Below are 26,508 nucleotides of genomic sequence, written 5' to 3' on the forward strand. Positions count from 1 at the left end.
ATGTCAATCGGTGGCCCGCGCCGGTTTCCGCCCGGAGCCGCGCACCTGGCGGGACGCCCCAGGGGATCGGTCCGCCGGATGTAAGGCACACGGCTACGGGGTGTCGACCACGGGAAGTTAGGGCCGCGTCAATCGGGAAGCTGGAGTGGCTGTCCGTGGCCGGGCAGGCCCCGGTCGGCCGGAATCTCCTCCTCGGCCGCGTCGCCGGCGGCGATGCCGTGACCGCGGGTCTGCTCGGCGAGGCGCTGGTAGTAGGCCGAGACCGCGGCGAGCGCCTCGCGCGCCGCGGTCAGCAGCGTGGCTCCCGCCTGCTCGACGACGTCGGCCTCGTGGATCTCGAACGCCCGGATCCCTTCCAGCACGGCGGTTTTCAGGTCGCGGAGCAGGTGGACGTCGACGTGCGCGTAGATACGGCACAACGCCGTGACCCGCCGGAGGTCGTCCCCGGCGAGCAGCAGCTCCTTGACGGCGGGCACGGAATGCCGGACCAGCGCGACATCCGGCCGCGCCGACATGGCGGCGACATCGTTGCCGAAGGACCGGACGTCCAGATGCGGGTCGCAGAAGCCGGCGGTGAGCTGCCACAGGGTGCGCAGGTCCTCGTGCACCAGCCCGTCCAGGTAGCTGACCAGGAACCGCCGGTGCGCCTCGAGGACGTACTGCGCCTTGAAGGGCGTCAGCTCCCGGGGATCTTCGCCCGAGGTGGTGACCGACGTGGTGAATCCGTAGTCGGCGGCCAGCGCGTTTTCCATGCCGACCACCAGGTACACGAACCGCACCCAGGTCCGGAACAGCTCTTCCAGCGGCAGCGCGTGCAGACCGTCCTCGGTGAGCACCACGCCCCACCGGGCGCCGAAGCGCAGCCGGCGCAGATGGCCGATCTGGTACATCGCGAGCTGGGCGTCGATCTCGGCGTGCGCGTGGTGCAGCACTTTGCGATACGCCGCGGTCGCGTCGAGCCCGACGTGGTTGCGGATGATGTGCGGCCCGCCGATGTGCAGGTGCAGGAATTCGCTGACGTCGAACACCGCGCCGCCGATGGCCATCCAGTAGCCCGCTTCGGAGGTGTTGCGCCGCGCGAGATCCGACACCTCGAAGCGGGGACCCTGCTGCGCGTGGCCCAGGTAGGTGGTGAAGACGTCCTCGCCCAGACGTCCCTCGGCCGCCAGCTGGCGGAGGAATTCGCGGCCGTCGCCGGGCACGATGTCGGTCAACGCCCGGATCACGGAGGCGGCGAATCGTGCGCTGCCGCACACGTAGACGAACGCGCCGCGGCCGCCGTCGTCGGTGGAGCGCAGCAGCTCCCAGAGCGCGTCCGCCTCGGCGCGGATCACGTCGTCCACCCGGCGCCGCTGTCCGGCCTGGACGACGTGGCGCCGGCCGTCGAAGCCGATCGCGGCGTCGGCGCGGGAGAACGCGACGGACAGTTGCAGCCGGCCCGCGGCCGCCGCCGCGTCCAGGTCTTTGTGCTCGACGAATTCCTCCGGCGTCCGGATCCCCAGATAGAGCCGGTTCTCGCCGGACCCGGTGCGCGCGGCGACGAACCCCAGGAACGGGGCGATCCCCGAACCGGCCGCGAACATGACGACGGGCCGGGCGGGATCGGCCGGCAGCCGGAACCGGGGCGTGGAGACGATCTGCAGCGACAGCCGTTGCCGGCCCTCGGTGCTCGCCCGGCGCAGGAAGTGCGATGCCGTGCCTTGCCGTTCCCGCGGGTAGGACCACGGCGTGCGGGCGGAGGTGTAGTCGAGGCCGGCGACCACCAGCCGCAGCGTGGTGGCCGGTCGGCCGGGCGGCGGCGCCGAGGCGATCGAATACAGCCGGAACGGCTCGGGCGGGATCACCGCGCAGAACGCGTCGTCCTCGTCTGGATCGGCCTTCCACAGCCGGGTGACGTCATATCCGCCCGCGTACAACAGGTTGAGGACGTCCCACAGCTCCCACTGGTCCTCCATGCGGGCGTCCACGACTCGCTGCCACGCACCCACGGCCGTCAGTTTCACCAGCCGTTTCGCCACCTCCCGCCCGATCGGCCGGAGCCGGGCGAAGTGCAGCAACGTCCGCAGCGGCAGCACGTCGACCTCGCCGTAGCCGACCCGGCAGGCCACCGAGGCCCGCCACGCCGGGGTGAGCCGCACCAGCTCGTCGCCGGTCGCCTGCAGGGCGGCGACGGTACGGCGCACCAGCTCGTCGTCGTTCTCGGCCAGCACGCCGACCCGGTCGCCCGGCAGGTGGTGCACGCCCTGCCCGGCGACGTCGATGTCCAGATAGCAGGTCCAGGCGCCGGACTCGCCGGTGACGACGCGGCCCCGGCGGGCGGTCCCGAACACCACCGGCGGACCCACCGGCGGGCGGCGCTCATCGCGCACGACGGCCAGCTCGGCGTCCACCTTGTCCCAGGTCCGGTCCTTGAACAGTCCGGTGAACCGGGCGCCGGTCGTCACCTGCCGGCCGACCTTGAACGCCACCTCGAGGAAGCCGTACGCCTTGACACGGTGCAGGCCCATCCAGCCGCGGTCGCCCACATAAGCGTCGAGCATGGCGTTGTAGATGCCGCGCAAGGTGCTGTTGCGGGTGTCCTCGACGTACTGGCGCACCGACACCTCGCGCAACGCGGCCACCAGCTCCCGCCAGTGCCGCGGGAAGAATCCGGCGAGGTAGGTGCTCTGCTGCCCGACCAGCGAGCCGTAGTCCTGGCGCTCGAGAAACGCGTCCAGCGCGTGGATCTGCGGCTGCGCGGTGCCGCTCGGGCTGGGCGCACCGTCGAAGATCGGGACGCCCGCGGTGCCGACCGTCTTGGCCCACAGCACCTGGTCGAGCGGGTGCCGGCCGCGCGGGTTGGGATCGATCTGCGGATAGATGGCCTGGGTGACGTGCTGCAGCCGGTCGAGGATCACCAGCAGCGCGCTCTCCAGCGCCACCGGGTCGTCCGCGACAACGGCCTCCTGAGCGTCCACCATGGCGCCCAGCACGGGCGTGAGCCCCATCGCGAACTCGGTGGTGACCAGGTAGAACACCCGCTCCGCCGCGTTGTTCCAGGTCGGCACGAGCAGGTCCATGTTGTCCAGCGCCCGCGGCCCGGCCGGATCGCGCAGCCGCCAGTTGTAGAAGAACAGATCGATGTACGAGACGGCCGGCAGCTTCTTGCCCAGTCGCTGCGAGACCGTGGTCCACGGTCGCAGCAGCGACTCGGGCAGGGCGGCCGGCGGATCGATCGCCATGTACTGGTAGGCGTGGGCGAACACGCCGAGCAGCGTCGAGGCGCGCAACAGGTATCGGTCGGGCAGCGCCGCGGGCCGGGCGTCGAGCACCGGCATCGCGTCGAACGCCCGGCGCAGCGACAGCCGGCGGAACAGGTCGGGGAGCCGGTCGGTCATCTCGTCCCAGGCCCGGTGCGACTCCGGGAAGGCGAGCAGCGGCGGCTCGACCGGCAGAAATCCGTGCGCGAGCGACAGGAATCCGTCGAGTTCGTGCCCGACCTGGCGGTTGTGCGCCTCGGCGGCCTCCACCACGCGTCGTGCGGCGACGCCCGGCGGCACGATCGGCCGCAGCGCGGTCAGCTGGCCCGGATCGATGAACGCCGTCGCCTCCGGGTCGAGGAACGTCCACGCCAGCTCGTATCGGCCGATGCGGATTCGATCCCCGGGGACGAGCACCCGGCGCGTCACTCGCGCGTCGTTCACGTGGGTTCCGTTGGTGCTGCCGAGATCGGTGAGCACCAGCTGGTTGTCGATGATGTCGAGCCGCGCGTGGCGCCGGGAGACGTCGCGGTCGTCCAGCACCACCGCCGACGCACCGCTGTCCCGGCCGAGCGTGGCCGGCAGCGCGCACACCCGCTCGGCGGTCTCCCGGGTGTGCCGATCGATGAGGATCAGCCGGATTTCAGGAATGGTAGATCACCGCACGGCACAGATCGGCCCGGGACAGCGTGCCCACGAGCGTCCCCTCGTCGACCACGGGAAGCCTTCGGATCCCGCGGTCGATCATCACGACCGCCGCCCGGGCGAGCTCGTCGGTCGAGCGCACCGTCGCCGCGTCACGCACGACAAGGGGGTCGATGACGCGGTCGGCGAGGGCGCGGCCCCGCTCCAGGAAGATCCGGAACGCGTCGGCGAGCGTGCCACCGGCGGCGGTCACGTCGTCGAAGCCGGGCAGCATGGCCCGCACCAGATCCTCTTCGGACAGCGACCCGACGAACCGGCCGTCGTGGTCCAGGACCATCAGCTGGCCGACCTCCGACACGCTGACCACCTCGGCCGCCCGCCGGATGGTCGCGCCGAGCCTCACATACGCCGGGAACGCCGTCATGACGTCGCTGACCAGCACGCCACCTCCCAGGTCCACCTGGAGTGTAGCCGGATCTTCCAACCCGCGATGATCAGACGATCGGCGGACATCCGTTCGGCCGGTCCGGTGCCGGGGCGCGGCTCAGGCGGTGGCGAGCGAGCCGGCGAAGAACTCGGCGAAGGGCCGCACGAAGCTCGGGCGGGCGATGTTGGCCGCGTTGTGCGCCGCGCCCTTGATGACGATCGCGCGGCCCCGGGGGACCGCGTCCGCGACCGCCCGGCAGTTCTGCGCGAAGTACACGGGGCCGCGCGCGCCCGCCGCCAGCAGGACCTCGGCGGTGATGCCGGCGTAGTCGGTGGCCGGGCCGTCGTGCTCGAAGATGCGGCGGACCTCCGGCGGCGCCGTCGGCGCCAGCTCGGCCAACCGGCGCCCGATCGGCGTGCGCAGGAACAGCCGGGTCATGGCCAGGGCGGCGCCGAACGGGACGCGCGCGGCGAAGTCGTCGGGGTAGGTGTCCCGGACCATGACGGTCAGCCCGCGGGCGATGTCGCCTTCCCGCACGTACGCCTCGAACGGCTCGATGAAGGCCGCGGACGGGCGGCCGAGGATCGAAAGCCCCGGGTCGTACACCGCGATCCGCTCCAGCGGCAGGCTCAGGCCCGCGCGCAGCGCGACGAAGCCCCCGCCGCTGTGGCCGAAGACGCTGCGGGCGCCGGTGTGCTCGAGCACGGCGGCGAGGTCGCCGACGTCGGTCTCGACGGTCTCGGTGCCGTCCAGCGGGGCGGTGTCCGGCCGGCCGCGCCGGTTGTACAGGTGCACCGTGAACCGGTCCGACAGCGCCCGCGCGAGCCGGTGGTAGTCCGACGCCTGGACGCCGCCGCCGTGCAGGATCACGATGCCCGGCCCGGTGCCGATCGTGTGCACCGGAATGGTCGCGCCGCTGGCGCCGGCGATCGTCTCGGTTCGCATCGTGATCCTCCCCCATTAACTGCATACAATGTTCGCAGTTTAGCCGTCCGGGCCGCCGCAGGCAACGCCGCGCCCCGTGACGCGGGTGATTACCCTCGAGGCGTGCACCCGACCAGCCAGCAGCGCCTGCGATCGGCGCTGTTCGACGGCCTCGTCTCGCTCGCCGTCGCCGGGCTGACGAGTCTCGGGCCGCTCATCAACGGCGCGCCGCGCCCGACGATGCTGCTGGGTTACCTCATGGCCGTCGTGCTGCTGGTGCGGCGCCGGCGGCCGCTGGTCGCCATGGCCGTCGTCAGCCTCGCCGCCCTCGCGCAGGTGGTGCTGTTCCCGCACGGGATCGACCCGCTGCCGTACGACATCGCCGTGCTCATCGGCATGTACAGCGTCGTGAAGTACGCGCCGCGCATGCTCGGCGCGTGGCTGGCCGCGGCGACCGTCGCCATCGGCATCGCGATCGAGGTGGTCCGCAACGCCAACGGGAAGAACTGGTGGACCATGGCCATCTGGTACGCCGGGGTCTGCGGCGGCGTGTGGCTGATGGCCTACACCGTGCGCTCGCGGCAGGCGTACGTGCGCAGCCTCGAGGAGCGCGCCGCCACCCTGGAGCGGGAACGGCAGCACCTGGCCCAGATCGCGGTGGCCAACGAGCGCGCCGACATCGCCCGCGAGCTGCACGACGTGGTGGCGCACAGCCTGGCGGTGATGATCGTGCAGGCCGACGGCGGGCGCTACGCGTTCGACTCCGACCCGGCGCAGGCCCGCGCCGCGCTGTCGACGGTCGCCGCCACCGGCCGCGAGGCGCTCGAGGACATGCGGCGGCTCGTGCGGGTGCTGCGCGGCGCCGACGACGCCGTGGCACGCGACGAGGATGTCCTCGGCGAGGGGGCGGACGACCGGCGCCGCCTCACGATCGAGGGCCTCGGCGCCATCGCGGCGCGGGCGCGCTCGGCCGGGCTGAGCGTTGAGCTGGAGGTCGGCGGGGAGCGGGCGGAGCTCACGCCGGCGCTGGAGCTGGCCGCCTACCGCATCGTGCAGGAGGCGCTGACCAACGTCCTGCGGCACGCCGGCCGGCACGCCAACGTGCGGCTCCGTGTCCGGTACGGCCCCGAGGTGCTGGAGGTGTCCATCGTGGACGACGGCGGCGAACGCCCGGCGGGCGCCCCGGCCGAGCGCGGCGAGGCCGGCAACGGCCTGATCGGCATGCGGGAGCGCGTGGCGGTGCACGGGGGCCGGATGGAGGCCGGCCCCCGGCTGGACGGTGGCTGGTCGGTGGAGGTGTGCCTGCCGCTCGGGGGCGCCGCCGAGCAGGAGGCGCGGTGACCATCAGGCTCGCCGTGGTCGACGACCAGCCGCTGGTCCGGGCCGGGTTCCGGATGATCCTGGCCACCCAGCCCGACCTCGAGGTGGTCGGCGAGGCCGACGACGGCGCCGAGGCGCTGCGGCTCGTGCAGCGGCTGCGCGCCGCCGGCACCGCCCCGGACGTGGTCGTGATGGACATCCGCATGCCCGTCCTGGACGGCGTCGAGGCGACCCGCCGGCTGTGCGCCGCGGCGCCGGCGCCCCGGGTCATCGTGATCACCACGTTCGACACCGACCAGGAGGCGTTCGCGGCGCTGCAGGCCGGCGCCAGCGGGTTTCTGCTCAAGAACGCGCCGCCGGAGGACCTGCTCGCCGCGATCCGCGTGGTGGCCAGCGGCGACGCGGTCGTCGCGCCGCGGGTGACCCGGCGGCTGCTGGAGCGCTTCGCCGGCCAGCTGGCCCCGGCGCCGGCCGACGACCGGCTGGAGCAGCTGACCGAGCGGGAGCGCGAGGTGCTGCTGCTGGTGGCGCAGGGCCTGTCCAACGCCGAGATCGCCGACCGTCTGGTGGTCGCCGAGGCGACGGTGAAGACCCACGTCGGGCGGATGCTGGCCAAGCTGGGCCTGCGCGACCGGGTGCAGGCGGTCGTGCTGGCGTACGAGACCGGCCTGGTCCGCCCGGCGCGATGAACGGCGCGGTGACGGCGCGATGAGCGGCCCGCCGGCGCGCGCCGGCGGGCCGGTCCAGGCAACCGGTCAGGCGACCGGTCAGGTCTCGGCCATCGCCGCGACGATCGACGCGCGGGCGGCACGGCGCGCCGGCAGGACGGCGGCGAGCATCGCGGCGACCGCGGTGGCGGCGACGAGCAGGACCAGCCAGCCCCACGGCACGACGATCACCGGGCGCAGGCCCGCGAACGCCTGCGCGACGACGAGCCGGCCGTAGACCAGGCCGTAGGAGATGCCGACGAGCGCGCCGACCACGCCCATGAGCATCGCCTCCACCAGCAGCGTCGCGCGCAGCTGGCCGCGGGTCAGGCCGAGCGCGCGGACGGTCGCCGACTCGCGGGTGCGTTCGACGACCGACAGGGCCAGGGTGTTGGCGATGCCGGCCAGGGCGATGACGATCGCGGTGCCGAGCAGGCCGCCGAAGAGGGCGATGAGACCGTTGACCGCGTTGTCGAGGTCGCTGGACAGGTCGGCGAGGCTGCTGACCTGGATCTGCGGGTACTGCTCACCGAGGCGGTCCAGCGCGTCGCGGGACGCCACCGGGCCGGCCGAGGGAGCGGCCTTCGCCATGACCGTGGTGTCGCCGGTGGTGCCGGCCAGCGCCGTCAGGTCGTCCCAGGTGAGCAGGGCGTCCAGCGGGCCGCCGCCGGGCACGCCGGACGTGGTCGAGCCGACGACCCGGAAGGTCGCCTGCCGGCCCCCGACGGCGACGGTGATCGTCTGCTCGTGGGCCTCGTGTGCCAAGGCCCGGCCGCCGTTGACGATCGCGGTGCCGGCGGTGAGGTCGGACAGTGAGCCGCTGGTCAGCTCCGGGCGGATGACGCCGCCGAGGGAGCCGGGGTCGATCGCGGCCAGCCGCACCGTGTGGCCGCCGGCGGTCGCGGTCGCCGTGCGGGTCTCCACGACGGCGGAGAACTCGGGGCGCTCGCGCAGCGCCTGGGCGTAGGCGGGCGGGATCGGCGCGGTCTCGGCGCCGTCGCCGTCGCCGGTGCGCAGGCCGGTCATCACGTAGTCGACCGGGTAGTGGCCGGCGAGCTGACCGGCCGCGGTCGCCTTGATGCTGGCGATGAGCACCGTGAACAGCGCGATGAGCCCCACGCCGATCATGAGCGAGGCGGTGGTGACGGCGGTACGGCCGGGATTGCGCCGGGCGTTCGCGCCCGCCAGGCGCACCGGCGGGCCGAACAGCCGGGCCGGGCCGGCCGCGACGAGCGCGGCCAGCGGGCCGACGAACAGCGGGGCGAGCACCAGCACGGCCAGGAACGTGACCACTCCCCCGGCGACGATGACGAACGTGCCCCGCTGCGCGTCGGTGTCGTGCCGCCCGGCGGCGGTCAGGGCGATCCCCGCGGCGGCGACGACGGCCGCCACGGCGAGGCGGACCACCGTCGCGGCGCGGGAGCCGGTGCGCACGGTGGCCAGGTCGCGCAGGGCGGCCAGGGGCGAGGTCCGCGTCGCCCGCAGCGCGGGCAGCAACGCCGCGGCGACGGTCACGAGCACGCCGACGGCGGCGCCGACGAGCAGCGGCCCCGGCGCGAGGACCACGGCGTGCACCGGCACCCCGAGGTTCAGGACGCCGTTGAGCAGCCCGAGCAGCGCGTAGCACACGCCGATGCCGAGCACGTCGCCGGCGACCGCGCCGAACAGCCCGACGAGCGCCGACTCGAGCAGCACCGAGCGGAAGATCTGCCCGCGGGTGGCGCCGACGCAGCGCAGCAGCGCGGTCTCGCGCACCCGCTGGGCGAGCAGGATCGCGAAGGTGTTGGCGATGACGAACACGGCCACGATGAGCGAGACGACGCCGAAGATCAGCAGTACCGTCTGGAACTGGCCGGCGACCTGGGTGGCGTCGTCGGCGAGGTCGCGTCGCCGCTGGTCGCCGGTGACCACGACGGCCCTGCTGGCCCCGCCGGCCGCGGCGCGGACCCGCGCGGCGAGGTCGGCCTGCGACAGGCCGCCGCGGCCGCGCACGACGATCTCGGCGTAGCCGGTGGCGCCGGTCAGCCGGGTGATCTCGGCCGCGGGCAGGCCCACGACGCTCTGGCCGGAGAACTGCTTGGCGGTACCGAAGCCGATGATGCCGACGAGGGTGTAGCGGTGCCGGGCGCCGTCGCGGTCCAGCACGGTGATCGCGTCGCCGGCGGCGAGGTGCTGGTGCGCGGCGGTCTCGTCGTCGAGGACCGCCTCGCCGGCGGCGGCCGGCAGCCGGCCGGTGAGGTCGAAGGCGCGCAGGTCCGCCGGGGCGTCGGTGGACACGGCGAGGCCGGCGTTGCCGAAGTTGCTGATCACCCGGCCGCGCGCGTCGAGCATCGGCAGCGGCTGCACCATGCGGGCGTCGGCCTCGGCCACGTCCGGCAGGGCGCGGATCGCCGCGGCGACGTCCGCGGACAGCTGCGGGCGCTGCGCGCCGTCCTTGCCGGCGGCCCCGGCGGGCGGCTCGACGGCGACGTCGACGTGCCGGGCGGTGCGGGAGAACTCGTCGTAGAACCCGGCCCGGGCCGTGTCCGAGAAGATCATGGTGCCGGCGACGAACCCGACGCCGAGCACGACGGCGAGGGCGGTGCCGAGCATCCGGCCGGCGTGCGCGCGCAGGCCGGCGAGGGTGGTGCGCAGCATCGCTCAGCCCCCCAGCCGCTTGAGCCGGTCGAGCACGTCCTCGGCGGTCGGCTCGACGATCTCGCCGGCCAGCCGCCCGTCGACGAGCAGTACCACCCGGTCGGCGAACGCGGCCGCCACCGGGTCGTGGGTCACCATCACCACCGTCTGGCCGAGCTCGCGCACGCTGCGGCGCAGAAACCCGAGCAGTTCCTGGCCACTGCGGGAGTCGAGGTTGCCGGTGGGCTCGTCGGCGAAGACGACGTCGGGCCGGGGCAGCAGCGCCCGGGCGACGGCGACCCGCTGCTGCTGGCCGCCGGACAGCTGCGCCGGGCGGTGCCCGAGCCGGCCGGCGATGCCGAGCACGTCGACGAGGGTGCGCCGCCACTGCGGGTCGGCGTGGCGGCCGGCGAGCTCCAGCGGCAGGTTCATGTTCTGCTCGGCGGTCAGCGTCGGCAGCAGGTTGAACGCCTGGAACACGAACCCGATGCGGTGCCGCCGCAGCCGGGTCAGCGCGCGGTCGCCGAGGGCGGTGAGCTCGGTGGCGGCCCCGTCGCGGTCGTAGAGGCGGATGGTGCCGCCGTCGACGGTGTCCAGCCCGGCGGCGCAGTGCATCAGCGTCGACTTGCCGGACCCGGACGGCCCCATGATGGCCGTGAACCGCCCGGCCCCGAACTCGATGCTGACACCGTCGAGCGCGCGGACCGCGGTGTCACCGGAGCCGTACACCTTCACCAGCCCCTCGGCGGCCACCGCGGGCGTTGTCGTACGGAGCGTCGTGGTCATACCGCGACGGTAGGAGACCGGCCCCGCCGCGGGCGTCGGCATCGGGAGCGCACTTCGGGTACGCCTCAGGTCGTACCCCGGCCCCCGCCGCCGCGACCTACGGCCTACGCGACCCGGCTCCGCCCCGCCCCGTGTGGGGCCGGCGAAACCGGGTAGCGGCCCGGGACCAGCGACGTTGAGGGAGACGGCATGGAGACCTCGGCCACGTTCATCGGCACCGCGACGGTCCTGTTGCGGCTCGGCGGTTTCACGGTGCTCACCGACCCGAACTTCCTGCACCGCGGGCAGCGCGCCTACCTGGGGCACGGGCTGTGGACCAAGCGGCGGACCGAGCCCGCGATGGAGGCCGGGCAGCTGCCCGAACTCGACGGGATCGTGCTGTCGCACCTGCACGGCGACCACTTCGACCGGGTCGCGCGGCGCACCCTGCCGCGCGACGTGCCGGTGCTGACCACCCGGCCGGCGGCGCGGCAGCTGCGCAAGTGGCGCTTCGACGGGGCGGTCGGGCTGCGGGACTGGGACGACGTCGTGCTGCGGCGGGCCGGCGAGTCGCTGCGCGTCACCGCCGTGCCGGCCCGGCACGGGCCCACGGGGGTACACCTGGCCATGCCCGCCACGATGGGCAGCATCCTGGACTGGGAGCGCGAGGGCGAGCGGCGGCTGCGCCTGTACATCACCGGCGACACCCGGTTCAGCTCGCGGCTGCTGCGGGAGATCCCGCGCCGCTTCGGCGACATCGACGCGATGCTGCTGCACCTCGGCGGGACCCGCCTGTTCGGCGTCCTGGTCACGATGGACGCATGGGAGGGGGTGGCCCTGTCACGGATGGTGCGGCCGCGGCGGATCGTGCCGATCCACTACGACGACTACCCCGTGTTCCGCGACCCGCCGTCGAACTTCCTGCAGCTGGCGGCGGCCGGCGACCTGGCCACGGCGGTGTGGCCGGTCGTGCGCGGCGAAACCGTGGGCCTGCTGCCGCAGCCGGCGCCGGCCGTCACTCGCTGAGGCGCCGGCGCAGGAAGCCCAGCGCGTGGGTCAGCAGTCGCGAGACGTGCATCTGGGACAGGCCGACGCGCTTGGCGATCTCGGTCTGGGTGAGGTTGCCGTAGAAGCGCATCGCGAGGATGCGCTGCTCGCGCTCCGGCAGGCGCTCGATGAGCACGCGCAGCGCCTCGCGGAACTCGACCAGGTTGTACTCCGACGGCTCGCCGCCGATCGTGTCGGCGATCGTGGTCGACTCCTCGGCGGTGTGCGTCGGGGTGTCGAGCGAGACCGGCCGGTACGCGTCCCCGGAGCCGAGCACCTCGATGACGTCCTCCTCGCCGGTGCACAGCTGCGCGGCCAGTTCGGCGACCGTCGGCGAGCGGCCCAGCCGCTGGGTGAGCTCCTCGCGGGCGTGGGTGACCTGCAGCCGCAGCTCCTGCAGGCGGCGCGGCAGCCGCACGCCCCAGGTGCGGTCGCGGAAGTGCCGCTTGATCTCCCCCGCGATCGTCGGCGTGGCGTAGGCGCCGAACTCGATGCCGCGCTCCGGGTCGAACCCGTCGACGGCCTTCACCAGCCCCAGGGCCGCCACCTGGACCAGGTCGGCCAGCGGCTCGCCGGACCCGCCGTAGCGGCGGGCCAGCCGGCGCGCCGTGGGCAGGCACGCCTCGATCACCTCGTCGCGGATGCGCCGCCGCCGCGGGTCGTCGGGGGCGAGCCGGTGCATCCGGGCGAGCAGGTGGGTCACGTCCGGGGGCCAGTGCCCGTGGCCGACGTGCAGCTCCTCCAGGGCCACCGGGTGGCGCTGGCGCTGGGTGACCGGCCAGTCCAGCTCGTCGTAGGCGCCCAGCTGCTTGGCGACCCCGGCGATCTCCACCGCGGTCAGCACGGTCCCGGCGGTGCCGGTGAGGCGCACGTAGCCGTCGAGCTGGCCGGCGCGGCGCTGGAGGTACGTCATGACCTTGATCGCGGCCGGGTCGAGCAGGCGCAGCCCGGAGCCCTCCAGCGCGATCCGCCGGGATCCGGCGTCGAAGCGCTCGAACACGACCTGCCGCAGGTAGGGCACGGACGCGTAGTCCAGGACGCCGGTCAGCTCCAGCAGGCTCTCGTTGCGCCGGGTGGACAGCGCCACGGCCAGTTCCATGGCACACACCTCCCCCCGGCGCCCCCGGCGGAGCACGGAAAATACGGCCTACCCCGCCGGGGGGCTGGACAAACTGCGAGTAATCAGGAACAGCCGGGGCGTGGGCCGTCGGCGGTTTGCCGGCAAGGGCGGCGGGTAGGGCGCGGCCCGTCCGCAACCGTTCACGATGCCGGGAGGCGATGGCGCATGTTCGATCCGCAGCAGCGCAAGGGCAACATCACCGAGGATCTCGTCGACGTGCTGCTGGCCCAGCACGCCCGCATCGAGGAGCTGTTCCTGCTCGTCGCGGTCGGCACCGGCGACGCCCGGCGGGAGGCGTTCGCGGAGCTGGTGCGGCTGCTCGCGCTGCACGAGCAGGCCGAGCGGCAGATCGTGCACCCCGTCGCCAGGGAGGTGCCCGGCGCCGGCGACCTCGTGGTCGAGGACCGCCTCGCCGAGGAGCGGCAGGTGGGCGAGGTGCTCGAGGACCTCGCCGGCGCGGGGATGGACGCGCCCGACTTCGAGGAGGCGGTCGTGCGGCTGCGTGAGGCGGCGCTGCGCCACGCGCGGTACGAGGAGCGCTACGAGTTTCCGCACCTGCGCCGGCACGTCCGGCCCGGCCGGCTGCTGGACCTCGCGGCCGAGGTGCTCGACCTGCAGCGGCGGGCCGCGACGGCGGCCTGAGGCGCGCCCCGGCGGGAGGTCACGACTCGCCGCGGCTCGCGCCGGTGTAGTACTCGAACAGCATCGCCGCAGCCCCCCAGATGGCGATGAACAGGCCGACCGCGGCGATCCACAGCTGCCACAGCGCGACGCCCAGCGCAACGACGGCCGCGCCCAGGCCGATGGCGGCCGGCCAGTACGAGAACGGGCTGAAGAACCCGACGTCGCCCGCGCCGTCGGCCGGGGTGGCGTCGTCCCGGTCCTCCGGGCGGAGCGGGATGCGCCGCGAGACCAGCCAGCAGTCGCCGCCGATCAGCACGCACAGCGCCGTCGTCAGCCCGAGCGCGACGATGCCGACCCGCTCGGCGTGGCCCATGATCGTGGCGGTCATCACCCAGTACACGATGGTGAACGTCAGCATGATGGCGGCCAGGAGGCCGAAGAGGCGGGCCTCAGTGCGCATCGGTAGGCCCGTACCTGCGGTCGAACGCCGGCCGCTCGGAGCGGATCCGCGGCAGCGACTCGAAGTTGTGCCGCGGCGGCGGACAACTGGTCGCCCACTCCAGCGAGTTGCCGTGCCCCCACGGGTCGTCGACCCCGGCGACGCGGCCGTAGCGGTAGGACCGCCACACGTTCCACAGGAACGGCAGCGTCGAGGCGCCGAGGATGAACGAGCCGATCGTCGAGATCGTGTTGAGCAGGGTGAAGCCGTCGGTGGGCAGGTAGTCGGCGTACCGGCGGGGCATGCCGCGGGCGCCGAGCCAGTGCTGGACCAAGAAGGTGATCTGGAAGCCGACGAACATGGTCCAGAAGTGCAGCTGGCCCAGGCGCTCGTCCATCATCCGTCCGGTGATCTTCGGGAACCAGAAGTACACGCCGCCGAACGCCGCGAACACGATCGTGCCGAACAGCACGTAGTGGAAGTGGGCGACGACGAAGTACGAGTCGGTCACGTGCCAGTCCATCGGCGGGCTGGCCAGGATCACCCCGGACAGGCCGCCCAGCAGGAACGTCACCAGGAACCCGATGGCGAAGAGCATCGGCGTCTCGAACGTGAGCTGCCCGTGCCACATGCTGCCGATCCAGTTGAAGAACTTGATCCCGGTCGGCACCGCGATGAGGAAGCTCGCGAACGAGAAGAACACCAGCAGCACCTGGCCGGTGGCGAACATGTGGTGCGCCCAGACGCTCATCGACAGCACGGTGATGGCGATCGTCGCCCCGACGAGCCCCTTGTACCCGAAGACCGGCTTGCGGCTGAACACCGGGATGATCTCGCTGATGATGCCGAAGAACGGCAGGGCGACGATGTACACCTCGGGATGGCCGAAGAACCAGAACAGGTGCTGCCACAGGATCGGCCCGCCGTTGGAGGGGTTGTAGACGGTCGCGCCGAGCTTGCGGCCGGCCTCCAGCACCAGCAGGGCGGCGGCGAGCACCGGGAACACCATGATCACCATCAGCGCGGTGAGCAGGATGTTCCAGGTGAAGATCCCCATCCGGAACATCGTCATGCCGGGCGCGCGCAGCGTGAGGATCGTGGTGATGATGTTGACCGCGCCGAGGATCGTGCCGAGCCCGGAGATGACCAGGCCCATGACCCACAGGTCGCCGCCGAGGCCCGGCGAGTTCTCCTGGCTGTTCAGCGGGGCGTACCCCGTCCAGCCGTAGTCGGCCGCGCCGCCCGGCGTGACGAACCCGGAGATCACCAGCGTGCCGCCGAACAGAAACAGCCAGTACGACAGGGCGTTGAGCCGCGGAAAGGCGACGTCGGCGGCGCCGATCTGCAGTGGCACCACGAAGTTGGCGAAGCCGAACACCAGCGGGGTGGCGAACAGCAGCAGCATGATCGTGCCGTGCTCGGTGAACAGCTGGTTGTACTGCTCCGGCGACAGGAACTGCAGGCCGGGCCGGGCCAACTCGGCCCGCATGAGCATCGCCAGCGCCCCGCCGATGATGAAAAACGCGAACGCCGTCACGAGGTACAGCACCCCGACGTCCTTCGCGTCGGTGGTGCGCAGCATGCGCGTGAACATGTTGCCCGGCAGCGTGCGGCGCACGATCGGTGCGCCGGCCCGCGGCGGCTCGATGCTCCTGGTGGCAATGTGCATCCGCCGGACGTCCCCCTTCATCGGCTACCCGGCGACGCGCTTCCCATCCGCGACCGGGTGAAACCCGGAGCCGCCCGCCTCCCGGGCGAATCAGCCTCCCGGGGCCGGCGGGCTCGCAAGTTCTTGCACCGATAGCTTCGGTTCTTGCCGTCATCCCGGTGCCGTACACGCGCACCGCCGAAGGGGTCTCCGACAGGCACGCCGGCGGCTGCGGCAGCCAGGGCTCGGCGGCGCCGCGGCCCGTTTCCGGCCGGGGGCACGGGGTACGCGGCCGTCATGGCGCACGACCTCACGACCCGGGCCGAACGGCACCTCAGGCCCGCGCGGGCCGGGGTGCTCGACACCGTGCGGTGCGCCGGGCTCGTCCTCGCCCCGATCGTGGCGCAGGGCGCGATCCGGCGGCGCAACCGCGTGGTCCGGCTCGTGCGGCGGCTCGACCTCGACCGGCGCGGCGCCCGGCTGCTGCGCGGCCTGCGCGCCCGGCACGGCGACGGCCCGCTGCGGCTGGCGCTGCCGGGGCGCCCGGTCGCCCTGGTGCTGGACGAGGCCGGGGTCGAGCGGGTCCTGGCCGGCTCGCCGGAGCCGTTCGCGCTCGCCACGCGGGAGAAGGTGGCGGCGCTGCGGCACTTCCAGCCGCACGGCGTGCTCATCTCGACCGGGTCGCTGCGCCAGGCCCGGCGGCACTTCAACGAGACGGTGCTCGACGCCGGCGCGCCGCTGCACCGCGCGGCCGGGGCCATCGCCGGGAAGGTGCGCGACGAGGTCGAGCGGTTCGACGACGGGCGCATCCTGGACTGGCCGGCGTTCGCGGCGATGTTCGACCGGATCGCCCGCCGGGTCGTGCTCGGCGACGCGGCCCGCGACGACATCCGGGTCACCGCCGAGCTCAACCGGCTGCGGGCGGCGGCGAACTGGGCGTACCTGCGGCCGCGGCAGGAGGGCCTGCGGCAGCGCTTTCAGCGGCGGATCGACGCCTACGTCGCCCGGGCCGAGCCCGGCACCCTGGCCGGCACGATCGCCGGCACCCCGGCCGTCGCGGGCGTCGACCCGGCCGGCCAGGTGCCGCACTGGCTGTTCGCGTTCGACGCGGCCGGCATGAGCGCCTTCCGGACGCTGGCGCTGCTCGGCTCCGACGCGGGACGCCAGGGCACCGCGGCACGCGACGAGGCGCCGCTGTATCCGTTCGTGCGCGCCTGCGTCCAGGACACCGTCCGGCTGTGGCCGACGACCCTCGTCGTGCTGCGGGAGAGCACGGCCGAGACCGACTGGCACGGCGCGTCGCTGCCGGCCGGCACGTCGTTCGTCCTGCCGAGCTCGTACTTCCACCGCGACGAGACCACGATGCACCAGGCCGACGAGTTCGCGCCCGAGGTGTGGCTGAGCGGCGGGGCCCGGCGCAGCTGGTCGGTCTTCCCGTTCAGTGCCGGGCCGGGCGCGTGCCCGGGGCGCAACGTGGTGCTGCTGACGACGAGCACCCTCATCGCGGTACTGCTGAACCGCCTCGGCCCGCTGCGGACCCTGCGGCCGCTGCGGACCCCGCTCCCCCGGACCCTGGACCACACCGGCCTCCGCCTGGAGCTCAGGGGCTGACCGGCCCGGCCGGCCGAGGCGGTAGCGTGGCCCGGTGATCGAGACCGACCCCGGCGGTCACCTTCCGTGGCTGCACGATCCCGTGTGGTTCGCCGACGGGTTCGCGTGCTGGTAGCGCACTGTCATGGCGTGCCGGGGCCGTGGCGCGGCAACGGTTCTGGCAAACTGCCCCAATGCAACGACCGGCGAAGCGCTTGACCGTCGGACCTCACCCACCCTCCGTCTACTGGCGCCGCCGCGCGCTCGTCGCCGTCGGCCTCGCCGCGGTGGTGCTGCTCGGCTGGCTCGCGGTGCGCGGCTCGGGCGGCTCCACGCCGGCCGCCGTGAGCACCGCGCCCGCGGCGGGAACGGGTCAGCAGCCGACCTCGGCCACCTCGGCCACCTCGGTCACCGCGGCCCCCGGCGACCTCGCCTCGCCGTCGTTCGTGCAGGCCACCCCGGACACGAGCTCGGCGCCGGCGGTGGACCGCAGCCCGCCCCCGCGCGACGTCGCGCCGTGCACCGACGACCAGATCGCCGTCACCGCGTCCGCCAGCCCGTCGCCGGGCGTGTACGGCGGGACGTTCACGTTCTTCATCGCCATCGTCTCCAAGGCCGACGGCTGGTGCTCCCGCGACCTCGGCCCGGGCGCGCAGGAGATCCAGGTCCTGAAGGACGGCGTGCTGATCTTCACCTCCGACTACTGCGGCCGCGCCCGCACCAGCGACGTGCGCGCCTTCGCCGCCGGAGACGCGGTGCGATACGGCTACAAATGGAGCAGCTACCGGACCACGCCGCACGACTGCGCGTTCGCCAAGACCCCAGCCCCGCCCGGCACCTACCAGGTCGTGGCCCGCGTCGGCACGAAGGTCAGCGCACCGGTGGACTTCGTCATCAACCGGTGACCGCCTCGGCCGCCGATCGCCACGGCCGCCCGGCCGGGGCTCAGCGGGCGCCGGCCGAGTCGCCCGGGTGCAGGGCGGCCCGCTCGGCGGCGTGGGTGACGTCGGCGGGCTCCAGGAGGCCGACGAGCACGCCGCCATCGGCGACGAGCGCGGTGCCGGCGCGCGACACCTGGTTGGCCACATCGGCGAGCGGCTGGGACGCCTCGACCACGGTCACCGCGGTGGCCGGCCGCGCGACCTCCGACACCGGTGTGACGGTGCGCTCGGCCGGGGGAACGCGGGCGAGATCCGCCAGGCGCACAAGGCCGCCGGGGTGGCCGTCCGGGGTGCGCAGGGCGATGACGTACTTGCCGGGCACCGCGTCGGCGGCGGCCACGGCCTCGGCCACGCTGCTGCCCGTGCCGGCGTACGGGACCATGGTCTGCATGGCCGCGGACACCGGCGTCCGGCCGAGCTGGGCGCGGTAGCGTTCGTTGGCCGCCTCGGCGGCCGCGGCGGCGATGAGGAACCACCCGACGAGGATGAACCAGAGGCCGCCGAACATCCCGGTGACCACGACCTGCACGAGCCCGAGGGCCATCAGGCCGATGCCGATCACGCGGCCCGCGCTGGTCGCGGCGAGGGCGGCGCGCTGCCGGTCGCCGCGCCACTGCCACAGCACCGCGCGCAGCACCCGGCCCCCGTCCAGGGGCGCGCCCGGCAGCAGGTTGAACACGGCGAGCACGACGTTGATCCCGCCCAGCCAGCCGATGACGGCGACGATGCCGGCCGGGGCGCCGAGTGCGCCGAGGCCGACCGCGAGCCCGCCGAAGCCGCCACCCAGCAGGGCGCTGGTGGCCGGCCCGGCGCCCGCGGTCAGCAGGTCGGCCCGGGCGGTGGGTGCCTCCTGGCCGAACTCCGCGAGCCCGCCGAGCAGCCACAGCGTCACCTGCTCGACCCGGATGCCGAAGGCGCGGGCGACGAGCGCGTGCGCAAGCTCGTGCGCCAGCAGCGAGAGCAGGAAGACGACCGCTCCGGCGGCGCCGAGCAGCCACGGCACGACGACGGGCAGCCGGGGCGCGGAGGCCGGGACGATCGTCAGGGCGAGGATCTGCACCAGCAGGACCATGATGACGACGACCGACCAGTTCACGCCGATCCGGATGCCGGCGATGGTTCCCAGACGCAGGTTCTGTTTCACGGCTCCCTCCGACCCAGTAGCGGCGCCCACATTCATTTTCCCGTGCCGGAAGGCCGCCGGACAGGCCAACCGGGCCGCGGCCCGAAGCATCGGACCCTGGCGCCGCCATGCGGAAATCCGCCGCGCTCCGGGCCGCCACCCGTCGGATCATCCGGCCCGTCCGATCGTCCGGCCGGCGCCGTACCCTTGGCGGAGGTGCACGCTCGGCGGGGCCGGCCCCGCCGCAGGACATGCGGGGCGGTGGCGCCCATGCCCAGTTGGCTCAGTCGGGACCGGATCGCGCTCGCCGCGGCGCTCGTGGCGCCGCCGGCCGTCTGCGCGGCGCTGACGCCGCTGCGCACGTCGGTCTCCGGCGCAAACCTGGCCCTGGTGCTCGTCGTGGTCGTCGTGGCGGTGGCCGCCTTCGGCAATCGCCCGGCCGGCGCCCTGGCGGCCGTGTCCGCCGCCGTGTGGTTCGACTTCTTCCTCGTCCGGCCGTACTCCACATGGAGCATCGCCAACCCCGGCGACCTCGCCACGATGGTGCTGCTCCTCGTCGTCGGCCTGACGGTGTCGCAGCTGGCGGCCCGCGCCCGCCGGCTGCTCCTCGTCACGATCACCGACGCTGAGCAGCTGGACCGGATCCATCACACCGCCGAATTGGTCCGCTCCGGCCGCAGCGGCCCGGACGTGGCCAACCAGGTGCGCGCCCAGCTGGTCGACGTGCTGGGCCTGCGCGCCTGCCGATTCGAGTACGGCCGGCTGCTCGGCCACCCGGCGCGACTCGAGCGCGACGGCAGCATCGCCGCGGGCGGGCTGCGGCGGCACCTCGCCCCGGAGGAACTTCCGGACGAGGACATCGAGCTGCGGGTCGGCGCGGGCGGGCGCTTCTACGGCCGATTCATGCTCCGGCCCACCCCCGGCCGCCCCGTCCCCGTGCGGGCCCGGCTCGTGGCGGTCGCCCTCGCCGACCAGGCCGGCGCCGCCTTCGACGCCGCCCGCGCCGCGGAGCCCGACCGCCCGGCATGACCCTTGGCGTTTGCCCTGGCCATTCCGCGGGGACCTGGAGCCGATATGGGCGAGATCAAGGTCGGTACCGCGTCGTGGACGGACCGGACGCTGCTGGAGTCGGGCTGGTACCCGGACGAGGTGACCACCCCGGAGCAGCGGCTGGGCTACTACGCCCGGCAGTTCCCGCTCGTCGAGGTCGACGCGACGTACTACGCGCCCCCGAACGAGCAGACGACCCGCCTGTGGGCCGAGCGCACGCCCGCCGGCTTCACCTTCAACGTCAAGGCGTTCAGCCTGCTGACCGGCCACCCGACGAAGGTGACGGCCCTGCCGAAGGACCTCCGCCCGGAGACCGGGAAGGCCAACGTGTACCCGCGCGACCTGCCGGCGCAGGCGTACGAGGACGTGTGGTCGCGCTTCCTGACCGCGCTGGACCCGCTGGCGGACGCCGGCAAGCTGGGCCTGCTGCTGTTCCAGTTCCCGCCGTGGTTCACGATCCGCCGGTCCAACAAGCAGACGCTGCTGGAGGCGGCGGCGCGCTGCAAGCCGCTGCGGATCGCCGTGGAGTTCCGGCACGCGTCGTGGTTCGACGGCGACAACGAGCGCGAGACGCTGGACTTCCTGCGCACGCACGACCTGCCGTACGTCGTGGTCGACATGCCGCAGGGCCACCGCTCGTCGGTACCCCCGGTCGTCGAGGCGACCTCGGACCTAGCGGCGGTGCGCTTCCACGGCCACAGCGCGCGCTGGACGAGCAAGGACATCCACGAGAAGTTCGGCTACCTGTACTCCTCGAAGGAGCTCACGTCGTGGGCCCCGAAGCTGCGCTCCCTGGCCGAGCGGACGTCGCAGACGCACGTGTTGATGAACAACTGCTACTCCGACTACGCCCAGCGCAACGCGGCCGAGCTCATCGACCTGCTCGGCGGCTGACCGGGGCCGCAAGCACGGGTCAACAACCCTTGCGGGGGCGCGTCAGGCGGTCAGCGGCATGACCCGGGCGAGGCGGATCGAGGTGCCGTTCGCGCCGGCGGCGGGGTAGGCGGCGCTGCCGTCGGCGTACGCCTTGAACGCCTGGTAGTTGTGATCCCTGACGTTGACAGTGAACTGGCCGCCGACGGGCTTGCCGGTGCCCGCGTCGTACGCCTGGGCCGCCATCGACGAACCCGACTCCCACGCCAGCAGCATCCGGCCGGCGCCGTAGCCGACCAGGTGCGGGTGGGCGGCCCTCGCGGCGGTTCGGACCGTCGTGTCGGACGCGCCGGTGGTGAAGTGGTCGAGGCGCACCTGGCCGCCCTGGCTCCAGGCGGTCCAGTAGCCCTGCCCCTTCGCCAGCACCAGGTCGCCGCCGAACAGGGTGTTGTCGCACGCGCCGGAGGCCACGGTGCGGTAGGGGTGCGGCTGGGCGATGCGGCAGGCGTTGTCGGTGGCGCAGACCATCGCGTAGTGGCCGGTGCGCGGGTCCCAGAGGATGCGCGTGTCCCAGCTGTGGCTGCACCCCACCTCGAAGCTGTCGCGTTGGCCGGGCACCAGGGCGCCGCCCGGGCCGACCACCTGCATCCGGTCGCCCTCGTGGATGTCGACGCAGTCGCCGTTCTGCACGGTGATGGCGACGCTGAAGTACGCCGCGTAGTTGGTGCCGTCGGAGGCCAGCCGGCCGTGGTGCTGGTACCACCACACAAACCTGGCACCGTTGTCGTAGCCGCCCAGGCTCGCGCCGAGGTTCGTGACCTGCCGCTGCCAGACCTGACGGCCGGCGTTGTCGAACCGGATCATGTGCATGGTGTTGCACGGGCTCGACGAGCCGCCGCACAGCGGGCCGTCGTGGCAGGTGCCCTTGCGGGTCAGCAGCACCACGCCGCCGTTGGCGTCGGCGTGGACGTCCTGCAGGTCGATGCCCTCGAAGCTGGTGGCGGCGCCGACGAGGTGATCGTCGCAGTCGAGCCGGCCCAGGTACACCCGGCCGTTGGTGCCCAGCCACGCCAGCCACGATCCGCCGGCGGGCGTCGCGGCGATCGCCATGGGCAGCGGCTCGGTGTCGCCCTCCCGGCCGTATCCGGTCACGGCCGTCCCGACGTTGACGTCGGTCACCTTCACCACCGGCGACTGCCCGGCCGGGCGGTCGCAGCCGCCGTTCGCCGCCGACAGGGCCGCGCTGCCCGCGGCCGCCGACGGGCCGGCGCCGCCGCCCGCCGACGCCTGCGACTGCGTCCGGTCGGATCCGGTGCCCGAGCCGGCCGGTGAGCCCTGGGCCGGCTCGCCGGGCCCGGACGCGGAGAAGGCCGCGACGGCGCCCAGCGCGGCGACGACGACCCCGGCGACGGCGGCGATCACCACGCGACGCCGGCGGTGCGGGGGTGGAGAAGGCTGCGTTGCATCCACGTGTGCGTGCCCCAGTGCGATTGACGTTGCGGCGCGAACGACTATAGGGCCCCGGATCCGGCGTGCAGCGCCGCGCGCGGGCCGCTAAGGAAAACTTCATCGGGACCAAATCCCCCGCATGGCGCGGCCCGGCCCGGGTAGCGGCACCCGGCATGAATCGGTTCGTACGGCAGTGCGCCGCGCTCGTCGGTCCGGCGGTCGCCGCGGTGCGGCACCGGCGGTACGACCGGCTCTGGCTGGGCCCGGCCGCGGCGCTGTTCGTCGCCGGCCTCGCCGTGGCGGTGCGGACCGGGCCGGGAAGTGCGTTCGTGGCCCGCTGGGGCGTCACGCACCCGGGTGACCCGCTGCTCGCCACGGTGTGGCGCCTGCCGCTGTCCATGTTCGCCCCGGCCGCGCTGCTGCCGTTCTGGTTCGCGGTGCTGCAGGTGCTCATCGTGTACTCCGTGACGCAGGCCGCCGTCGGCGCGTGGCGCACGATCGGCGTCGCGTTCGCCGGACACGCCCTCGCCACGCTGTCGGCGCGGGCCTGGATGCTGGCCGGCCCGCCGGTCGGCGTCGGCCACGCTCTCGCCCACTACGCCGACGCGGGGCCGTCGGCGTCGGTCGTGGCGCTGCTGGCGTACCTCGCGGTCACCCGCCGCATCGCCTGGGCCGTGGCCGCCCTGATCGCTTACCACGCCACGGAGGTCGCGCTGATCTCCGGCCTGCCGCCGCGCGAGCACCTGGTCGGCACCCTCGTCGGCGCGTGCGCGGCCGTGGCCGCGGTACCGGCGACCGCCGGGGCGGCCGCCCGGCTCCGCGAGGTCACCCGCCGGGCCGGGCGGCGATGCCGCGTGGTCACACGTCGCGGCGGCGCACGGCGACCGGCGCGAGGACCGCGGCGACCACCGGCCAGGCCGCGTACACGATGAACGACACGGGAACGACTGGCCCACCGTGACCCACGCGCCGCCTACGATGAGCCCGTGACGGCCCCCGACCCCACCGACCTGGTCCGCCGCGGCTACGACGCGATATCGCACCGGTACCGCGGCGACGACGACGAGCCCGCCGGATACGCGGCCTGGCTCGCCGACCTGCACGAGCGGCTCCCGGCCGGCGCCGCCGTGCTCGACCTGGGCTGCGGCTGCGGCGTCCCGGTCGTCCGGAGCCTGACCGAGCGCGGCCACGACGTCACCGGCGTCGACCTGAGCGACGTGCAGATCGAGCGGGCCCGCCGCCTGGTGCCGCAGGCCACGTTCCTGCGCGCCGACGCGACCACGGTCGCCTTCCCGGAGCGGTCCTTCGACGCGGTCGTGTGCTTCTACGCGCTCATCCACATGCCGCTGGACGCGCAGCGGCCGCTGATCGCCCGGATCGCCACCTGGCTGCGCCCGGGCGGCATCCTGCTGGCCACCACGGGCGCCCACGAGTGGACGGGCACCGACGAGGGCTGGCTCGGCGGCCCGGCGGCGATGTGGTGGAGCCAGGCGGACGCGGCCACGTACCGCGGCTGGATCACCGGCGCCGGCCTGGACGTCGACGAGGACGTGTTCGTGCCCGAGGGCGACAGCGGCCACCAGCTCTTCCGGGCCCGCCGACCCCGTTAGCGAACCCATCCGCGACTGCATGGACGCCCGCGCGGCGGGTAGCCGACCGTTGGAGGCTACGGCCTCGGGTCGAACGTGCCTGCCCTCGGGAGGGATCGAGATGAGCGCGACGGCGACGACGTGGCGGATTCCGGCGGTCGGGGTGGACCTCGACGGCGACCTGACCGTGCCCGACGGCGCAGAGGGGCTGGTGCTGTTCGCGCACGGCAGCGGCAGCTCCAGGCGCAGCCCGCGCAACCGGGCGGTCGCCGGCACGTTGCAGCGGCGCGGCCTGGCCACCCTCCTGGCCGACCTGCTGACCCCGGACGAGGAGCAGTACGACGCCAGTACCGGCGGGCTGCGGTTCGACATCGCGATGCTCGCCCAGCGGCTCACCGGCATCGCCGACTGGGCCGGGCGCCGGCCCGAGACCGCGGGGCTGCCGCTCGGGCTGTTCGGCGCCAGCACCGGCGCGGCCGCCGCGCTGGTCACCGCCGCGGCCCGGCCCGGCGCCGTGCGGGCCGTGGTGTCCCGTGGGGGCCGCCCCGATCTCGCCGGTGAGGCGCTGGCCGCCGTCGCCGCGCCGACACTGCTCGTCGTCGGCGGGCTAGACCGGACGGTACTGCAGCTCAACGAGGAGGCCCGGGCGGCCATGACCGCCCCCGTCGAGCTGCGCATCGTGCCGGGCGCCTCCCACCTGTTCGAGGAGCCCGGCGCCCTGGACCTCGTTGCCCGGCACGCCGGCGAGTGGTTCGCGGCGCACCTGGTGCCCCCGACCGGTCGGAGCGACCGGGCATGAGGACGTCGTACCGCACCTTCGCCGACCGGGCCACGGCGGGCGGCGAACTGGCCGACCGGGTGGCGCGGCACCTGGCCGAGGCACCCCAGACCGACCGGCCACTGATCCTGGGCCTGCCGCGCGGCGGGCTGCCGATCGCCGCCGCCGTGGCCGACGCCGTCGGCGGCGACCTCGACGTGCTGATCGTGCGCAAGGTCGGCGCGCCCCGGCATCGCGAGTTCGGCGTGGGCGCGATCGCCGAGGACGGGCCCGCCGAGTTCGACCACGACGCCCTGCAATATCTCGGCCTCACCCCGGCTGACCTCGCCGGCACCGTCGAGCGCGAACGCGCCGAACTGCGCCGCCGCGCCCGCCGGTACCGCGGCGAACGCCCCGCGCCGCCGGTCGCCGGTCGCACCGTGGTGCTGGTCGACGACGGGCTGGCCACCGGGGTCACCGCCCGCGCGGCGGCGCGCTGGCTGCGCGCCCGGCGGCCGCGGCTGCTGATCCTCGCGATCCCCGTCTGCTCCACGCAGGCGCGCGACGCGCTCGCCGGCGAGACCGACGCGGTGCTCTACCTGGAGGCGCCCGATCCGTTCTGGGCCGTCGGGCAGTGGTACGACAACTTCGAGCAGCTCACCGACGACGACGTCGAGCGGTTCCTGACCCACCGGGTCCGCTGAGGCTGCGACGGCCGCGGAACCGCGACGGGCCTCACCCGTACCGGGGGATGAGTTCGGGCCATGGGAGTACCACGCTGAGGATGTCAGATCAGCCCGGGTCCCCACGCGTTGCTGGAGGTGGGCGATGGACATCACGTTCGGCCAGATCGTGGTCTACACAATATGGTTCATGCTGGTGTTCGCCTGGATCTGGTTGATGGTGAGCATCCTCGCGGATCTGTTCCGGGATCCTTCGATGTCCGGCTGGGGCAAGGCCGCCTGGACGCTCTTCCTGATCGTCCTGCCGTGGATCGGGGCGCTGACGTACCTGATCGCGCGGGGCCGGTCGATGAACGAGCGGGCCGCCGCACGGGCCCGTCAGCAGGAGGCCCAGATGCGCCGGTACATCCGGGAGGTCGTGAACGAGCCGAGCGCACAGGGCGAGTCACAAGGCGAGTCGAGCTCGGCGGACGAGCTGGCCAAGCTCGCCGATCTGCGTCAGCGCGGCGTGCTGACCGATCCGGAGTACGACCGGGCCAAGGCGGTGCTGCTGGGGTCCAACGGCAGCGTGGCGCGGCCGCGGGGCTGACCCGCCGCCATGTTTGCGCCGCTTGCGGCTCGGGCAGCCTCAGGCCCATGACGACGACGATTACCGCCGACAACATCCGTGCGCTCGCGCAGTCCACCGACGCCGACCCGGCGCTGGCCGTGGCCGATGAGGGCGTGCGCCTCGTCCCGGAGGCCGAGGAGGCCGACGGGCACATCGTGTACACCAAGGCCGACCTGGTGCACGAGTACGGCGAGGAGATCACCGACGTGCAGGCCGAGGTGCTCGCGGCCGGGCTGACCGCGCAGCTGCTCTGAGCGTCGCCCCGCGCGCCGCGCCGGCGCGGTGGGCGGCCAGCAGCGTCGCGATGCCGGTGGAGTCCAGC

General features: G+C 73.9%; 24 protein-coding genes. 14 read left to right on the top strand and 10 right to left on the bottom strand.

All coding sequences use genetic code 11. The features are described 5' to 3' along the window. Positions 1–128: 128 nt before the first annotated feature. The 3 genes from ACGFI8_RS27295 to ACGFI8_RS27305 form a co-directional block, all read right to left on the bottom strand. The gene (locus ACGFI8_RS27295; protein ID WP_392809125.1) at positions 129–3,833 is read right to left on the bottom strand and encodes an FHA domain-containing protein; all 3,705 of its coding nucleotides are present in this window, start codon (positions 3,831–3,833) and stop codon (positions 129–131) included. 49 nt (positions 3,834–3,882) lie between these two features. Further along, positions 3,883–4,344, bottom strand: a complete 462-nt coding sequence (locus tag ACGFI8_RS27300; protein WP_392809126.1) for an HPP family protein — start codon at positions 4,342–4,344, stop codon at positions 3,883–3,885. A gap of 84 nt (positions 4,345–4,428) precedes the next feature. Continuing rightward, positions 4,429–5,256 carry an alpha/beta fold hydrolase gene (locus ACGFI8_RS27305; protein WP_392809127.1) on the bottom strand — a complete coding sequence of 276 codons (828 nt, stop codon included), beginning with the start codon at positions 5,254–5,256 and terminating at the stop codon, positions 4,429–4,431. Positions 5,257–5,358: 102 nt separating this feature from the next. Here ACGFI8_RS27305 and ACGFI8_RS27310 point away from each other — a divergent pair, with 102 nt between their 5' ends. Further along, the gene (locus ACGFI8_RS27310; protein ID WP_392809128.1) at positions 5,359–6,576 is read left to right on the top strand and encodes a sensor histidine kinase; all 1,218 of its coding nucleotides are present in this window, start codon (positions 5,359–5,361) and stop codon (positions 6,574–6,576) included. Between the two features lie 53 nt (positions 6,577–6,629). Beyond that, positions 6,630–7,244, top strand: coding sequence for a response regulator (locus ACGFI8_RS27315; protein ID WP_392809347.1), 615 nt, complete (start codon positions 6,630–6,632; stop codon positions 7,242–7,244). 78 nt (positions 7,245–7,322) lie between these two features. On the opposite strand, the gene ACGFI8_RS27320 is transcribed toward ACGFI8_RS27315, so the two are convergent. Together ACGFI8_RS27320 and ACGFI8_RS27325 are read right to left on the bottom strand one after the other, a co-directional pair. Further along, complete coding sequence (locus ACGFI8_RS27320) at positions 7,323–9,899, bottom strand: ABC transporter permease (RefSeq protein WP_392809130.1); 2,577 nt, start codon at positions 9,897–9,899, stop codon at positions 7,323–7,325. A gap of 3 nt (positions 9,900–9,902) precedes the next feature. Beyond that, positions 9,903–10,664: an ABC transporter ATP-binding protein gene (locus tag ACGFI8_RS27325; protein WP_392809132.1), complete on the bottom strand. Its 762-nt coding sequence runs from the start codon at positions 10,662–10,664 to the stop codon at positions 9,903–9,905. A gap of 189 nt (positions 10,665–10,853) precedes the next feature. Between ACGFI8_RS27325 and ACGFI8_RS27330 the strand changes: the two genes are divergently transcribed. Then, positions 10,854–11,669 carry an MBL fold metallo-hydrolase gene (locus ACGFI8_RS27330; protein ID WP_392809134.1) on the top strand — a complete coding sequence of 272 codons (816 nt, stop codon included), beginning with the start codon at positions 10,854–10,856 and terminating at the stop codon, positions 11,667–11,669. On the opposite strand, the gene ACGFI8_RS27335 is transcribed toward ACGFI8_RS27330, so the two are convergent. Beyond that, complete coding sequence (locus ACGFI8_RS27335; protein WP_392809135.1) at positions 11,659–12,789, bottom strand: SigB/SigF/SigG family RNA polymerase sigma factor; 1,131 nt, start codon at positions 12,787–12,789, stop codon at positions 11,659–11,661. The two genes, ACGFI8_RS27330 and ACGFI8_RS27335, sit on opposite strands and share 11 nt — an antisense overlap. A 186-nt stretch (positions 12,790–12,975) precedes the next feature. Between ACGFI8_RS27335 and ACGFI8_RS27340 the strand changes: the two genes are divergently transcribed. After that, complete coding sequence (locus tag ACGFI8_RS27340) at positions 12,976–13,452, top strand: hemerythrin domain-containing protein (protein WP_392809136.1); 477 nt, start codon at positions 12,976–12,978, stop codon at positions 13,450–13,452. Between the two features lie 19 nt (positions 13,453–13,471). Here ACGFI8_RS27340 and ACGFI8_RS27345 read toward each other — a convergent pair whose 3' ends face one another. Both ACGFI8_RS27345 and ctaD read right to left on the bottom strand, forming a co-directional pair. Further along, positions 13,472–13,894, bottom strand: coding sequence for a cytochrome c oxidase subunit 4 (locus ACGFI8_RS27345; RefSeq protein WP_392809139.1), 423 nt, complete (start codon positions 13,892–13,894; stop codon positions 13,472–13,474). Then, the gene (ctaD, locus tag ACGFI8_RS27350; protein WP_392809142.1) at positions 13,884–15,542 is read right to left on the bottom strand and encodes a cytochrome c oxidase subunit I; all 1,659 of its coding nucleotides are present in this window, start codon (positions 15,540–15,542) and stop codon (positions 13,884–13,886) included. The genes ACGFI8_RS27345 and ctaD overlap by 11 nt, the downstream gene beginning before the upstream one ends. A gap of 276 nt (positions 15,543–15,818) precedes the next feature. Here ctaD and ACGFI8_RS27355 point away from each other — a divergent pair, with 276 nt between their 5' ends. Both ACGFI8_RS27355 and ACGFI8_RS27360 read left to right on the top strand, forming a co-directional pair. Continuing rightward, on the top strand, positions 15,819–17,132 hold the full coding sequence (locus ACGFI8_RS27355) for a cytochrome P450 (protein WP_392809143.1): 1,314 nt from the start codon (positions 15,819–15,821) through the stop codon (positions 17,130–17,132). Positions 17,133–17,305: 173 nt separating this feature from the next. Then, entirely contained in the window at positions 17,306–18,016 is a 711-nt protein-coding gene (locus tag ACGFI8_RS27360; RefSeq protein WP_392809145.1) for a hypothetical protein, read from the top strand. Between the two features lie 40 nt (positions 18,017–18,056). On the opposite strand, the gene ACGFI8_RS27365 is transcribed toward ACGFI8_RS27360, so the two are convergent. Further along, the gene (locus ACGFI8_RS27365; RefSeq protein ID WP_392809147.1) at positions 18,057–19,196 is read right to left on the bottom strand and encodes a site-2 protease family protein; all 1,140 of its coding nucleotides are present in this window, start codon (positions 19,194–19,196) and stop codon (positions 18,057–18,059) included. Positions 19,197–19,445: 249 nt separating this feature from the next. Here ACGFI8_RS27365 and ACGFI8_RS27370 point away from each other — a divergent pair, with 249 nt between their 5' ends. Beyond that, positions 19,446–20,204, top strand: a complete 759-nt coding sequence (locus tag ACGFI8_RS27370) for a DUF4118 domain-containing protein (RefSeq protein WP_392809149.1) — start codon at positions 19,446–19,448, stop codon at positions 20,202–20,204. A 45-nt stretch (positions 20,205–20,249) separates the two neighbouring features. Continuing rightward, positions 20,250–21,119 (top strand): DUF72 domain-containing protein, encoded by an 870-nt coding sequence (locus ACGFI8_RS27375; protein WP_392809150.1) that lies wholly within the window; start codon positions 20,250–20,252, stop codon positions 21,117–21,119. Positions 21,120–21,161: 42 nt separating this feature from the next. Here the strand turns inward: ACGFI8_RS27375 and ACGFI8_RS27380 are convergent, their stop codons facing one another. Continuing rightward, positions 21,162–22,520, bottom strand: a complete 1,359-nt coding sequence (locus ACGFI8_RS27380) for a hypothetical protein (RefSeq protein WP_392809152.1) — start codon at positions 22,518–22,520, stop codon at positions 21,162–21,164. Positions 22,521–22,720: 200 nt separating this feature from the next. Here ACGFI8_RS27380 and ACGFI8_RS27385 point away from each other — a divergent pair, with 200 nt between their 5' ends. The 6 genes from ACGFI8_RS27385 (at position 22,721) to ACGFI8_RS27410 (ending at position 26,440) form a co-directional block, all read left to right on the top strand. Further along, positions 22,721–23,479 (top strand): hypothetical protein, encoded by a 759-nt coding sequence (locus tag ACGFI8_RS27385; RefSeq protein WP_392809153.1) that lies wholly within the window; start codon positions 22,721–22,723, stop codon positions 23,477–23,479. A 54-nt stretch (positions 23,480–23,533) separates the two neighbouring features. Beyond that, positions 23,534–24,157, top strand: coding sequence for a class I SAM-dependent methyltransferase (locus ACGFI8_RS27390; protein ID WP_392809155.1), 624 nt, complete (start codon positions 23,534–23,536; stop codon positions 24,155–24,157). A gap of 100 nt (positions 24,158–24,257) precedes the next feature. Continuing rightward, complete coding sequence (locus ACGFI8_RS27395) at positions 24,258–24,935, top strand: dienelactone hydrolase family protein (protein ID WP_392809156.1); 678 nt, start codon at positions 24,258–24,260, stop codon at positions 24,933–24,935. Continuing rightward, a complete protein-coding gene (locus ACGFI8_RS27400; RefSeq protein ID WP_392809158.1) occupies positions 24,932–25,597 on the top strand; it encodes a phosphoribosyltransferase in 666 nt (221 codons plus the stop codon). The genes ACGFI8_RS27395 and ACGFI8_RS27400 overlap by 4 nt, the downstream gene beginning before the upstream one ends. A 124-nt stretch (positions 25,598–25,721) precedes the next feature. After that, on the top strand, positions 25,722–26,165 hold the full coding sequence (locus tag ACGFI8_RS27405) for an SHOCT domain-containing protein (RefSeq protein WP_392809159.1): 444 nt from the start codon (positions 25,722–25,724) through the stop codon (positions 26,163–26,165). A gap of 47 nt (positions 26,166–26,212) precedes the next feature. Beyond that, positions 26,213–26,440, top strand: a complete 228-nt coding sequence (locus tag ACGFI8_RS27410; RefSeq protein WP_392809160.1) for a hypothetical protein — start codon at positions 26,213–26,215, stop codon at positions 26,438–26,440. Positions 26,441–26,508: the final 68 nt, after the last annotated feature.

Origin of the sequence: Dactylosporangium sp. NPDC048998 (assembly GCF_043197855.1) — a bacterium.
Lineage (GTDB): Bacteria > Actinomycetota > Actinomycetes > Mycobacteriales > Micromonosporaceae > Dactylosporangium.

What these genes read in the sequence shown, in the direction of transcription:
- ACGFI8_RS27305 (WP_392809127.1), bottom strand. Translation starts at nt 5,256, where the DNA reads ATGCGAACCGAGACGATCGCCGGCGCCAGCGGCGCGACCATTCCGGTG.
- ACGFI8_RS27315 (WP_392809347.1), top strand. Translation starts at nt 6,630, where the DNA reads ATGATCCTGGCCACCCAGCCCGACCTCGAGGTGGTCGGCGAGGCCGAC.
- ACGFI8_RS27320 (WP_392809130.1), bottom strand. Translation starts at nt 9,899, where the DNA reads ATGCTGCGCACCACCCTCGCCGGCCTGCGCGCGCACGCCGGCCGGATG.
- ACGFI8_RS27325 (WP_392809132.1), bottom strand. Translation starts at nt 10,664, where the DNA reads ATGACCACGACGCTCCGTACGACAACGCCCGCGGTGGCCGCCGAGGGG.
- ACGFI8_RS27330 (WP_392809134.1), top strand. Translation starts at nt 10,854, where the DNA reads ATGGAGACCTCGGCCACGTTCATCGGCACCGCGACGGTCCTGTTGCGG.
- ACGFI8_RS27335 (WP_392809135.1), bottom strand. Translation starts at nt 12,789, where the DNA reads ATGGAACTGGCCGTGGCGCTGTCCACCCGGCGCAACGAGAGCCTGCTG.
- ACGFI8_RS27340 (WP_392809136.1), top strand. Translation starts at nt 12,976, where the DNA reads ATGTTCGATCCGCAGCAGCGCAAGGGCAACATCACCGAGGATCTCGTC.
- ACGFI8_RS27345 (WP_392809139.1), bottom strand. Translation starts at nt 13,894, where the DNA reads ATGCGCACTGAGGCCCGCCTCTTCGGCCTCCTGGCCGCCATCATGCTG.
- ctaD (WP_392809142.1), bottom strand. Translation starts at nt 15,542, where the DNA reads ATGCACATTGCCACCAGGAGCATCGAGCCGCCGCGGGCCGGCGCACCG.
- ACGFI8_RS27355 (WP_392809143.1), top strand. Translation starts at nt 15,819, where the DNA reads ATGGCGCACGACCTCACGACCCGGGCCGAACGGCACCTCAGGCCCGCG.
- ACGFI8_RS27360 (WP_392809145.1), top strand. Translation starts at nt 17,306, where the DNA reads ATGCAACGACCGGCGAAGCGCTTGACCGTCGGACCTCACCCACCCTCC.
- ACGFI8_RS27370 (WP_392809149.1), top strand. Translation starts at nt 19,446, where the DNA reads ATGCCCAGTTGGCTCAGTCGGGACCGGATCGCGCTCGCCGCGGCGCTC.
- ACGFI8_RS27375 (WP_392809150.1), top strand. Translation starts at nt 20,250, where the DNA reads ATGGGCGAGATCAAGGTCGGTACCGCGTCGTGGACGGACCGGACGCTG.
- ACGFI8_RS27385 (WP_392809153.1), top strand. Translation starts at nt 22,721, where the DNA reads ATGAATCGGTTCGTACGGCAGTGCGCCGCGCTCGTCGGTCCGGCGGTC.
- ACGFI8_RS27395 (WP_392809156.1), top strand. Translation starts at nt 24,258, where the DNA reads ATGAGCGCGACGGCGACGACGTGGCGGATTCCGGCGGTCGGGGTGGAC.
- ACGFI8_RS27400 (WP_392809158.1), top strand. Translation starts at nt 24,932, where the DNA reads ATGAGGACGTCGTACCGCACCTTCGCCGACCGGGCCACGGCGGGCGGC.
- ACGFI8_RS27405 (WP_392809159.1), top strand. Translation starts at nt 25,722, where the DNA reads ATGGACATCACGTTCGGCCAGATCGTGGTCTACACAATATGGTTCATG.
- ACGFI8_RS27410 (WP_392809160.1), top strand. Translation starts at nt 26,213, where the DNA reads ATGACGACGACGATTACCGCCGACAACATCCGTGCGCTCGCGCAGTCC.